This window comes from Cryobacterium psychrotolerans (genome assembly GCF_900101115.1).
GTDB lineage: Bacteria > Actinomycetota > Actinomycetes > Actinomycetales > Microbacteriaceae > Cryobacterium > Cryobacterium psychrotolerans.
In genome coordinates, this window is record NZ_FNFU01000006.1 from 37,507 (window position 1) to 48,889 (window position 11,383).

General features: G+C 60.9%; 9 protein-coding genes. 2 read left to right on the plus strand and 7 right to left on the minus strand.

Annotated features, from left to right (window positions below; genetic code table 11):
• Positions 1 to 49: 49 nt before the first annotated feature.
• From BLQ39_RS15575 to BLQ39_RS07055, 6 genes are all read right to left on the minus strand, one after another.
• Complete coding sequence (locus BLQ39_RS15575; protein WP_135109379.1) at positions 50 to 364, minus strand: hypothetical protein; 315 nt, start codon at positions 362 to 364, stop codon at positions 50 to 52.
• A 147-nt stretch (positions 365 to 511) separates the two neighbouring features.
• Complete coding sequence (locus tag BLQ39_RS16260) at positions 512 to 1,639, minus strand: glycosyltransferase (RefSeq protein ID WP_092322831.1); 1,128 nt, start codon at positions 1,637 to 1,639, stop codon at positions 512 to 514.
• Positions 1,640 to 1,721: 82 nt separating this feature from the next.
• On the minus strand, positions 1,722 to 3,089 hold the full coding sequence (locus tag BLQ39_RS07040; RefSeq protein WP_092322833.1) for a lipopolysaccharide biosynthesis protein: 1,368 nt from the start codon (positions 3,087 to 3,089) through the stop codon (positions 1,722 to 1,724).
• Between the two features lie 45 nt (positions 3,090 to 3,134).
• Positions 3,135 to 4,064: an NAD-dependent epimerase/dehydratase family protein gene (locus BLQ39_RS07045; RefSeq protein ID WP_092322834.1), complete on the minus strand. Its 930-nt coding sequence runs from the start codon at positions 4,062 to 4,064 to the stop codon at positions 3,135 to 3,137.
• Between the two features lie 52 nt (positions 4,065 to 4,116).
• Complete coding sequence (locus BLQ39_RS07050) at positions 4,117 to 5,385, minus strand: nucleotide sugar dehydrogenase (protein ID WP_092322836.1); 1,269 nt, start codon at positions 5,383 to 5,385, stop codon at positions 4,117 to 4,119.
• Between the two features lie 63 nt (positions 5,386 to 5,448).
• Positions 5,449 to 6,684 (minus strand): O-antigen ligase family protein, encoded by a 1,236-nt coding sequence (locus BLQ39_RS07055; RefSeq protein ID WP_134575333.1) that lies wholly within the window; start codon positions 6,682 to 6,684, stop codon positions 5,449 to 5,451.
• A gap of 364 nt (positions 6,685 to 7,048) precedes the next feature.
• Here BLQ39_RS07055 and BLQ39_RS07060 point away from each other — a divergent pair, with 364 nt between their 5' ends.
• Together BLQ39_RS07060 and BLQ39_RS07065 are read left to right on the plus strand one after the other, a co-directional pair.
• Positions 7,049 to 8,917, plus strand: coding sequence for a hypothetical protein (locus BLQ39_RS07060; RefSeq protein ID WP_134575332.1), 1,869 nt, complete (start codon positions 7,049 to 7,051; stop codon positions 8,915 to 8,917).
• Positions 8,918 to 9,166: 249 nt separating this feature from the next.
• Positions 9,167 to 10,888 (plus strand): DUF4012 domain-containing protein, encoded by a 1,722-nt coding sequence (locus tag BLQ39_RS07065; protein ID WP_166784478.1) that lies wholly within the window; start codon positions 9,167 to 9,169, stop codon positions 10,886 to 10,888.
• Between the two features lie 7 nt (positions 10,889 to 10,895).
• On the opposite strand, the gene BLQ39_RS07070 is transcribed toward BLQ39_RS07065, so the two are convergent.
• Positions 10,896 to 11,372: a GtrA family protein gene (locus tag BLQ39_RS07070; protein ID WP_092322841.1), complete on the minus strand. Its 477-nt coding sequence runs from the start codon at positions 11,370 to 11,372 to the stop codon at positions 10,896 to 10,898.
• Positions 11,373 to 11,383: the final 11 nt, after the last annotated feature.

Consider the following 11,383-nt stretch of genomic DNA (forward strand, 5'->3'; position numbering starts at 1 on the left):
GAGTGGCCCTATTTTCAGTTGGCAGAAATGGCCCTATTTTCGGTTGGCGTTAACACAAGTGCTGCTTTTTGTGCAGCAGGGGCTGTTGGTCGATGCTGTTGCCAAAGTAATCGGACGCCTGTGCAGCGAACAAAACATTCGACAGGTATAGAACAGATGCGCCAGCCTGCTGCGCCAGCGACTTCCACTCGAGTGGCGAGAGAATGACGAGCCCGGCTAAAACAGTAGCCACAATCAATACTGAGAGCGCGGGGGTCAGGCGGCGAAGTCGCGCTGCCCAGAAAGCACGAAGGTCAAGTCTTCCGGGCCGGTCGACTTCACGCAGAAGGTTGGCCGAAATCACCCGAAATGATGAAGAAAACATCGACGCCGGTGAATCCCCCTTCGAAGCCAGGAAGCGCGGTATGAAAAGCAACCACCGGCACAATGGCAAGCGCTCGCAAGCCGTTTATGTTCGGACGGAAGTGAGGTTTCTCACTCGGCGAGGATGGTTCGCTTCCTGCTCCGCGCATTAGCTTCGCCCACTTGCTTCTCGCTGTGCCAAACAGCGGATCAGGAAGTCATGAATGGAACCGGCGTATCGCTCAGGTGAAAACTTCTCGCTGGCTTCGCGTGCAATAGAGCCGCGGTCGAAGCTGTACGGCTCCCGCAGTACCTCAGACACAGTTCGAACTAGCGAGGGGAGTTCCGCGGAAGGAACCACTCTTGCGTTGCTCCTATCGACCAAGAAGTCCGCCAAGTCACTTGTTATGTTCGCCATGACTGGAGTGCCCAGTAGCAAGCTCTCTGGGACCTTTGAGGGGAAACCGGCTTGAGCGTACCGTTGTTCCCGTCTCTGCAGGACTGAGAAGTGACTACCTGCAATTATTCGGCGGGCCTCTCCTGATGGGAGGCGCCCCAGGAACTCTACGCATTCGTTGTCGATCGAATCAGCAAGATCTGCCCCAAGTAGGGTTTTCGCAGCGCTATTGCTTAACCCGACGATCTTGATACTCAGCTGCGTAGCGTCCAGCGCGAGTTCGCCCGGCAAGCGAACGAGGTTCCGAAGCGATTGTTGGTCCTTCCTCCCGGGTGAGCCTACGTAGCACAGCCGCATGGGGCGATCGCGCAACGCGGGGCTGTCCGCGTCCCTTGGCAGCGTGAACAGAGGGGGAACTCGCAGGGTAGGAAGCCGGTTTCGATTGAAATGCTGTTCAAGGAAGCGGCTGATCACAATCACGCCGTCTGCCCGAAACGCGGCAAGGCGCATTGACACGGCATTCGCAGCGGCGAAGGGCCCGAGCCTCCCGCCCGGGAGATGCGACGACTGGTACCACTCGACAGCGTCAATGACGAGTGGAATCCGTCGGCGGCGTGCCAGCGGAATCAGGCGCATCAGATAGCCGAGTGATGTGCCGTAAGTGAGGATGACATCTGGGGCTGGGTCCATTTCCTGAATCCACGCGCGGGTGGCCGCGCCCCAGGTAAGGCCTCGCCAGATTCGTTGGACTTTCGGCCAACTGGGATCTGGCACCTCAGCCAGCCGGGTGACGGACGTGCCGGGGATATCGTGGTCTTGAGTCAAGGCGTGACCGCGTCCAGCGGATCCAACGCTCACTCGGTCCCCGGCCCCATTCAGCGCGTGAATGATCCCGGCCATGCGCTGCGCATCGGCTGAAGCTGACGGAAAATCGACCGGGCCGACATACGCGACATGTAACGGTCGGCGCGGGGAGGGTGATTCATGCTCTTCCACTTGTCGCCGCCCGTCGCATCGTGGCTCTGTAGCCGAGCAGCGCTGCCGGAACGATGAAGGTCACGTAAGCGACTACTCCCGCGAGGGGGATGCCAGGCAATCCGAACAGCGAGTACGACATGAACTTGAGTGGTACCGACAGAAGCGCGAAGAGCGTCCAGCCGACGAACTGATAGCGAAGGAGTCCGGCGCTGTTTTGCACGCTGAAATAGGGTGACGCGAATGCCATCACTATCGACCACAACACCAAACTGACAGCCAGAGTCAGCGAGATAGTGTGTCCGTTGCCCAACCAGAGGGAGGTGATGAAATCCCGTCCGAACACAAGAATCACACCGCCGATGCCTACCGCACCCACGGAGAGGAGCATCATTGTTTTGGTCGCGCGTCTGACCCAGTCGGTATCCCCTCGGGCGAGAGCATCGCCATTTGCAGGCCACAGCGGCAACGCCACGAGCGTGATGGCGAGTGCGAGTAACGAGAATAGTTTCGTAGTCACCGAAAACTCGCTCACTGTTTCAAGGTCGCTGACGTTCGCGAGGATGAGGTTGTCAACGTTAAGTGAAAGAGAAGTCAGAATAGAGAGAAAAAAGAACGCAAGGCCAACTCGCAGGAGGGAGGCCACGGTGCCGGAAGAAGCGTCGCGGAATGTGGGGGTGAGTTCCCGGTGTTCGAGCGCGTAGTAGATAACATTGTTTATCAGAATCACTGCGGGACTGGAGAACACCGCTGCGGCAATGATGGCCCCATAACCCAAGCCAAGGAATGCAGCAGCATAAACGGTAAGGACTGTGAGAGCAGAGCCCGCGACTTGCCAGACGTTACTTTTCCACGCCTCTTGGAAGGCGTATTGCACGCGCTGAACGAGGGAAAGTGGAATCGTTATCGCAAATGCAGACAGACAGAGGCCGGCAACAAGTTCGATGGCGCCTGGATCGAGGTCATTGCTCGCCCGCGTGAAGTGGGTCCAGTCGAGGGCCGGGAGCACTAACCAAATGATAGCCAAGAGGAGGAGGGCAATCCCGCCCAGCGCCACGTAGGCCGTGCTAATTAGGGACTTTGCCTTCGCGAAGTCACGTGTCGCCGCCGCCGCGGCGAGACGTGTGAGTAGCCCGTTTCCTAATCCGAGATCTGCGAACATCGCCATTGCCGTGATCGAGGTAACGATCATCCAAAAGCCGAATAAGTCCGCCCCCAGGTATCTTAAAGTGACTGGAATCGTCAGGAGCGGAGCGGCGAGCGTCAGTAGGCGAGACCCCAGGCCAGTCGCTATCCCAAGCGCGAGCGCCTTCGTTCGTGCCTTGCCGTGGATCTCGGGTCCATCTGCAACGGAGGAAGCCGTTGGCCCGCTCAAGACACTCTCCGCGCACGGGCTTGACTAGCAGGTGTTAGCAAGCGCTTATTGCCCCATGTACCAGTCGTAGACTTCGCGGAGCGCTTCGACAAACTCAGGTCGCTCGACGTCGGGGAGTAACGATTCGAGCAGAGTCGACGATGCTTGCGAATGAGTCACGTCGCCCGCCCGTCGCTCGACGTACTCCACACTTATCTTCTTGGGGTGCATCTCCTGAAGAAGATCGACAACAGTATTCAGTGACGTACGGCCGCCAAACGCGAGGTTCACGGGCGTGCCGTTTGTCACCGTCCGCAGGGCCGATTTCGTGAGGGCATCCGTCACGGCATGGATGGAGGTGAAGTCCCGAGATTGGTCGCCATCTCCGAAGATCGTGAGGGGGGCGTCCTCCTTGAGGGCGGCCAGGAATTTGGGAATCACCGCTGCATACACGTGGTCGGCGCGCTGAAGGGGGCCGAAAATGTTGAAGAAGCGGAAGGCGACAGTGGCCAGCCCATAAGTCGTGGAGTAGGCGTTCGTATACGCCTCGGTCGCGAGCTTAGTCACTGCGTAGGGGCTGAGAGGCAGCGTGGCCAGCGACTCGACCTTGGGCAGTGTCGGGTTGGCGCCGTAAACCGATGAGGAGGAAGCGACGCTGACATGCCCGACGTTGTTCGCCCGCGCAGCCTCGAGGACGTTCAACGTCCCGTTGATATTGACCGCATTCGTGGAGAATGGATCCTTGATCGACCGGGGCACCGATGGCAGAGCGCCGAGATGAACGATCGCATCGACCCCGTCACTCGCACGCAGCACGTCATCGTAATTGCGGAGGTCTCCTTCTATCTCCTGGACACGTGAGGACTGCACCGCCCGGCGGAGGCCCGTTACGTAGTTATCGAGAGTGCGAACCCGATCGATCTCGGGCTGCTGCAGCATCCGGTCAACGAGGTTGGTTCCGATGAAGCCGCAACCGCCGGTAATGAGGATTTCCATGTGTCTCCTAGACCTGAAAGTTGTACGTCGAGCTCGGTCAGTCAGGGCTTGCTTAGAGGGTGCGCACGTTCGGAGAGCGCACGCGGTTCTTGGTGTCGAGCACCGGGGTATCGCTCGCGGCGAGAACATCGAGATCGAATTCATCGTGATCAGTGATGAGGAGTACGACATCCGCGTGGGCCACGGACTCAGCCGTGAGGTCCGACTTCGTTATGCCCTCTGGCCAGCGGTAACTCTCCACGTGGTCATCGACCGCGCTCACGATCGCCCCGTAGCCTCGAATGAGCTCGGCGATGCGCAGTGAAGGCGCCTCACGGATGTCTCCGGTGTTCTTCTTGTACGCCAACCCGACAAGAAGAACCCGTGAGTCCTTCATCGCCTTACCGTCCTCGTTCAGGAGTTCCATCATTCGCTGCACCACGTACTGCGGCATGTTGTCGTTGACGTCGTTGGCAAGTTCCACGAACCGGAAGTTCTGGCCGAGTTTGCGTCGCACCTGCCAGGACAGGTAGCTCGGATCGACCGGGAGGCAGTGTCCGCCGACGCCCGGCCCGGGGGTGAACTTCATGTATCCGAAGGGCTTCGTGCTTGCCGCCTCGATCGACTCCCAGACGTTCACGCCCAGCTGATGCCCGAAGATTGCCAACTCATTCACCAGCGCGATGTTCACGTGCCGGAACGTGTTTTCAAGGAGCTTCGTGAGCTCAGCTTCCTTGGGCGAGCTGACCGCTACGGTTTGGTTGACCAAGTCGTCGTAAAAGCTCTGTACGTGGGCAAGTGAGGCCGCATTCACGCCCGAGACGACTTTGGGGGTCTCGACAAATCCCCACGTCTTGTTGCCCGGATCAATGCGTTCGGGGCTGTAGCCGACGTAGAAATCCGTCCCCGCAATCAACCCGGACCGCTCCTCCAGAAGCGGGACGAGAAGCTCCTCCGTTGTCCCGGGGTAGGTCGTTGACTCCAGGATCACCGTGGCGCCAAGCGACAGGTGGGCTGCAAGCGACTTGCTGGACTCCTCGATGAATGTGAGGTCGGGAAGGCTTTCGCGAAGGGGGGTTGGCACCGTGATGACGGCGATTCCGAAGTCTGCAGTGTCGACGTAGCTCGTCGTGGCCAGGTATCGGCCCGAATCGATCGCGGTCCTGAGTTGCGCATCCGAGATATCGTCGACGTAAGACTTGCCTTCCAGTAGGCTGTTGACGCGTTTCTCGTCCAGGTCGATGCCGACGACGGTGTACCCGACTTCGACAGCTCGCATGGCGACGGGGAGGCCGACGTACCCTTGTCCAACAATGACGACTTTGCGGTCTTTACTTGCCATTTCCCCATGTCCTGCAGTGTCGTGCGATCGACAGGCCTCAGTCGCGGACCCCTGTCGAAGTTATCAGAAGCGCGATCTCGCTGCTGCGCGCCGCTCCTCCCCTGGGCGCTCGGGCTCGGCTGAATACGGCTGGCCCTGTAAAACTGAAATGCGGGAGTACAAGGCCAAGACTATCCACCCCGCGGCTGATAGCTCCCAGTGGCCCGAGAGGTACATCGGCGCGCTCACAAGAAGAATCGAGCCGACCAGCAGCGAGCGAAGGCGAATGGGAGCGCCTGCGGTGGCAGACGTCAGTGCGCTGATGTACACGCCTAGAAAGAGAACTATGCCAACGAGTCCCGTGCCGGTGCCGATTTCAAGAATGACGTTGTGTGCGCCGATCCCCAGGTCGCTCACTGTGCGGAACCCACCAGCACCCACGCCTGTGAGAATATTGTCTCCGAGTACCTCCCGTGCGGCCGGCCAGACGGTGAGGCGGCCTGCCAAGTCCCCGGTACTCCGTGCCGAATCCGCGTCTACCACTTTCAGGACCGCATCCGCTAGCCCCGTGGCAATTGCCCCGCCGGTAATACCGACGGCGACCCAAGCTAGGCCCAGCGTTAGCGGAGGCCTCATCCGATATATGACGAGCCACACGACGAGCAAAGCTGCGGCAAGGAAGGCTCCACGTGTTCCGCTGAACCAGATGGCCATGCAAATCGGGACGGCGGAAACGGCGAGCAGGGCGCGAACCCTCTTGTCGCGCAAGTCTGCCCAGAGAAGGATGATCACGGCCAAGCCGACAGCAAGTGCGTAGGCGACGTAGTTGATATTGAGACCCTCGATGCCCAAGCGTGCATTCGAGAATTCCGAGCTGACGCTTGCGGATGGGTTCTGGCGGAAGAGTTGATAGGTTGCAACAAGGCATCCCGCTAGGTATCCCCAGGCGATCAGCAGAAGTCCCCGACGGGTGAAGATCGAAGTTCGAATCGCGAGGAAGATCGCGAGGACAGCCAGGTGGTTCTGAATAGCGAGCCCGGTCGCTTCAGTATTGAGCGCCCACGTCTGGGAGATAACGCACCAGAGCGTGAATGCGATGGCAAACAAGTTTGTGGCGTCCACCTTCATCGACAGCAGCCTCGTTGCCAGAATCGCGACACACGCCACCGCTCCCCAGCGGAGGACAATCTCTGGACTGGCGGCCGCCAAGGAAGCGACGATCGCGAGCGCAACCGCGCGCCAATCCGTCCAGCGAGGGGCGCCTGAATCCTTGCCACGGCCAGCGATAGTCACGCTCGTTGCGCGCGTTCCCAGTTTCACAGGTCAAGACTACGGGGTTCCGCCGGAGCCTCATCGCCCGCGTCCTCTTTGTCTCGCACCTTGCCATCGATACAAAAAGGCCGAGGCTTAGTCGGCCGATGTGACCCTCGCCCGAATGACGCGGTCGCCTGTTTGTCCCGCGCTTTGGGGGTGCCTGTAGGGTGACAGCCTCCCGCAGTTCAGGGCATAGTGTCGACAAACACGAGTGATCCTCATATTTGGGAGAAACATGAGAACACGTTTGGGTCGGCCGATTGGGTCCGCACCGACAGAATATCTTCCGGACGTCACTGCCAGCGCCTCCGGTGTTGAGCTGGCTCAAGCGCGGGCACTTGAATGTGATCCGGGCAACCAGTCAGTGGACGTGAGCGGGGTTTCTCCCGGTCACGCTGACGTGCCGGTCGCGTCGCGGCGGTCGTTCCTGAGGGTCACTGGCATCGCAGCCGCGGGCATCGCAGGAGGCGCCGCAGCGCCGTTGGTCACTCCCTCGGACGAGGCCTTCGCGGCGCTGCTCGACAGCCGCGCCGCTCGGACTGAGGTTTCTCTATCGACTGCCTTTGAGCGCGTGTTCAAGCCGGAGGCGCATGGCGCTGTGGGAGATGGCCTGGCCGATGACACCGCGGCAGTGGTCGCTGCATTCACGGCCGCAGCGGCCTCAGCGCGAGTTGGCGTCGTTTCTACAATATTTCACCCGGGCGCAGTCGTCGTGCTCGAAGGGGAGTATAACTTAGCGACCCTGACTGGGGCGATTGATGTTACCTGCAATGTGCGCGGCTCGGCTGCCGTTCTGATCGCACCCCGGGCATACGGAGGCACGGTCCTCCTTGTCGGGCATCCCGCATTCGGGAGCATTCTGCAGAACGCCGACATTGTTTTGCCGGACGTCGTCAAAGTGGGGTCTACATCTTTGACGCCGGGAAGCGTCGGCATTCGCGTGCAGAACCTCTACAACAGCAACCTGAATTTTGGGCGCACTGCCTACTTCGAGACGGGCATCCACTTCACCGGGCTCGGGAACGGCACTGTCTATAACCGAATCTTTATTGGCTGGGTGTCTTACGCCAAGGTTGCAGTGAGACTGGTCCCGGACCTTGGCGGGTGGGTCAATCAGAATACGTTTGTTGGTGGCGGCATCCAGCAGTCGTCAGGTTTCGGCGGTGGAGGTACGCGCCGAAGCGAGTGGCGGCACCTGGTCATGGACGGCCTTACCATCAACTCGGTGAATGGGAATACCTTCGTTGGGACATCGTTCGAGGGGGACGTTTCCGAGTACACAATTTCGTTACATAACGCGCTGCAGAACCTGTGGCTCGGCTGCCGCTTCGAGCAGGGCACTCGCGGCCGTGCGGCCTCAGTTTCTGGCTCGACGGTCACGTCGGTGGCACATGGCCTCAAGGTCGGTAATGTCGTCACGTTCACCGCAGCCGTGGCGCCCACAAAGATGTACCAGCTAAGTCCGTACTACGTGGTCACTGTGCATAGCCAGGACAAATTCTCGGTCTCGCGCAAGCGGGGAGGCGCCGCGATCGCGTTCGGCTCGTCTGGAACTTCGCTTGCGTATTTTCGCCCGCCCACGATTCGATACGACGGGACGGGGGGCAACTGCTCACGAAACGTCATACAGCACCCGCAAACAGCGTTTAGCGTGCTTGAACAGATATTCGTTGCGGGGGCGACGGACAACTCCGTCCAGATGGGCGGAAGCACGACTGCCGATGTCTACGCCGCGGACGACTTGCCCCCAATCCGCGCGCGAAACAGTGCCTATGCGCCGGCCGTCCGTCCGCTTTTCGCCGCCTACCCTGCGGCACAGAATCCTGTCGAAAACCCAAGAGGGTGGACGGCCGCATTGTCCGACCGGGGACTCCTTTTCGCGGCCAACGAGGAAGAGACCGGGACGATCGGCAACACCCTAGGGATACTGACCTACAAGCGACCCGATGACCCGGCGAGCTATGAGATCGCATCGGTTCGAAGGTCGCCCCGCCTGATCGTCGTTAGTGCTCTCTCCTGCCCGGCGCGAACTACGAAAACAATGACGTTCGCCCTTGTCGGTGCATCCGTTCTTGACCACGTCCTCGTCACCATGCTGTCCCATGTCCCGGGACTAGTTCTCTCACACGCGTACGTGTCGGTCAGGGACACGGTCACAGTCATCTTCGCTAACTTGACGTCTGCGCCAATCGCATTGTCCACTTCGTTGAACGCGATTGTGTTCCGCCGGTTCTATTGACCAGCCAGATCGGTCGGCGTCATTTGTTCTGCGCCCGGGCCATGCGCTAGGTGACGCAGATCCCGCACGTCGGGGCCCGCTAGCAACACGAGACTGTCATTAGGGAGAAGTTGGCCGGGGAGCGGTGGGACCGGAGGGTAATCCGCCCGGCCGCGGCAACAGGTCGCGGTCCCGGGCTAGTGTTTACCAAATATGGGAAAACGTGCTTTGTCCAGAGAGCCACTGAACAAACGCGCGAAGGCTTGGGTTTTGGGCAGTTTTGGAGCGGCGCTGCTGGTTTTCGGCGGAGTGGCGCTCGTGATGACGACCCACATGGTGCAAGCCAAAGGCGAACTTGAAGCGGCGATTCCGATGGCAGCGGCCGTACAGAAGCAATTGGTTGCCGGTGACAACGAAGCAGCCGCCCTCAGCGCCCGAAAGCTCGAATCTCACACGAAAAAGGCGGCTGGCGCAACGGGCGGTCGTCTGTGGCGTGCGCTCGAATGGGTTCCGGTCGCGGGCCCCAACCTGGCCGCAGTGCGGGTGGCAGCCGTTGCGGTCAACGACCTTGCGGTCAATGCGGTCGTTCCCGCCACGGGACTCAGTATCGACCAGCTCAAGCCTGTTCATGGTCGGATCAACCTTGAGGCTCTCGCAGCCATGGAAGGAACCGTTCAGGCGGCGAACGCGTCAGCCAATCGAGCGAGCGCGCAGTTGGCCCGAGTGGATCGGGCGGGGCTCTTCGGCCCAGTCGAGGCGGGCATTGCCCGCCTTGACAGCGGGCTGGGCCAGGTCGGGGGGCTGCTCGATGGCCTTGAGAAAACCGTTAAGGTTCTCCCCGGTGCGTTGGGCGCGGAGGGGCCGCGCAACTACCTCATGTTGTTCCAGAGCAATGCGGAATCACGCGGCACCGGAGGAAACCCGGCCGCCATGGTGCTTCTCACTGCCGAGGACGGGAAGATCTCAATCTCCCAGCAAGCATCCAGTACCGACTTCGTCAATGCGCGGCCCAAACCGATCATTCCGCTGGACCGTGAGACGGAGGCGCTCTACGGCGACAAGATCGGGCGCTGGATTCCTGACATGACCCTCACCCCCGACTTCCCGTTTACCGTCAAACTCGCGAAGGCCTACTGGGCGGAATCATTCGGCACCAGGGTTGACGGCGTCATCTCCTTCGACCCAGTCGCGCTCAGCTACCTGTTGGGTGCCACCGGCCCGGTCACGCTCGCAACGGGAGACACACTGACCGCGGAAAATGCTGTGCCATTGCTCCTCAACGAGGTCTACTTCCGCTATGAGGATCCGAAGGTCCAGGATGTCTTCTTCGCCGCCGCCGCCGCGTCGGTTTTCGATGCCATCACCTCCGGCGTCGGAGACACCGGAGCGCTCGTCCAGCAGCTGACGAGGGCGACGGATGAAGGCCGGCTCATGTACTGGACGGACGACAAGTCCCAGAGCAAGATCCTCGCCGGCACACGACTCACAGGCACTCTCCCCACGGATAACGCGAACGCCACTGTCGTTGGCGCGTACATCAACGACAACACCGGCTCCAAGATGGACTACTACCTTGACGTGACCAACGACGTGACGTCTACGCAGTGCCAGGCCAGGAAACCCGTCCTGACCGGAAGCGTCACCCTCACCTCGACCATCAACGCTGCCGACGCGCGACACTTACCCGCGTACATTGCCGGAGTGAACTTCCGGCCGGGAGACATCAGCACCGACGTCGTGCTCTACGGGCCGGTTGGGGCGACCATTGACTCCGTTCAAGTGAACGGGCACAAGGTCAAGCCGTCATACAGTGGCCAGCACTTGGGCCGACCTGCGGTCAAGGTCAGGGTCTTCAATGTCCCTGGTGCCGTGCGGAAGATCAGTTACACGATGACCGGCGCCCCGGGCAAGTACGGCCCGCTCGAGGTGCACGGCACCCCCATGGTGCGCCCGACGCCGGTCACGCTGTCCACGCCGGGATGCATGCAGTAGGCACGCCTCAGCGGAGAGCGGCCGGGCTCGGAGCGGCCGCCGGCGCCGCGCGCACGCCGCGGAAAACCACGAAGTGGTAGAGCAGGAAGCGCACCAGCACGACCAGCACGATGCTGCCCAGGTTGACGATGTTAACCAGTAGCGGGCCGGGCGCGGTGTGCAGCAGCCGCTCGGCCAGCCAGACCCCGGCGATGACGAGTGCGGCGCCGAGGCCGGTGCAGGCTGCGTTGACGACGATGAACAGCGCCGTCTCCAGAGTGCGGTGGTGCCGGCCCCGGTCGCGGAAGGTCCACTCGCGGTTGCCGAAGTAGGCGTTGACCAGGGCCACGAGTGACGCGACCACCTTCGCCGCCAAGACGTCCCAGCCCAACATGAGGTAGATCACGTTGAAGACGCCGATTTCGATAAGCGTGCTGATCCCGCCGACCAGGAGGAACCGGGCGCCCAGTCCGGCCAGGCCTTTCACTCGGGATCGACTCATCATGGCTGCACTAC

Coding starts and splice junctions, on each gene's coding strand:
- BLQ39_RS07070 (WP_092322841.1), bottom strand. CDS start 11,372: ATGATGAGTCGATCCCGAGTGAAAGGCCTGGCCGGACTGGGCGCCCGG.
- BLQ39_RS16260 (WP_092322831.1), bottom strand. CDS start 1,639: ATGGCCGGGATCATTCACGCGCTGAATGGGGCCGGGGACCGAGTGAGC.
- BLQ39_RS07050 (WP_092322836.1), bottom strand. CDS start 5,385: ATGGCAAGTAAAGACCGCAAAGTCGTCATTGTTGGACAAGGGTACGTC.
- BLQ39_RS07045 (WP_092322834.1), bottom strand. CDS start 4,064: ATGGAAATCCTCATTACCGGCGGTTGCGGCTTCATCGGAACCAACCTC.
- BLQ39_RS15575 (WP_135109379.1), bottom strand. CDS start 364: ATGTTTTCTTCATCATTTCGGGTGATTTCGGCCAACCTTCTGCGTGAA.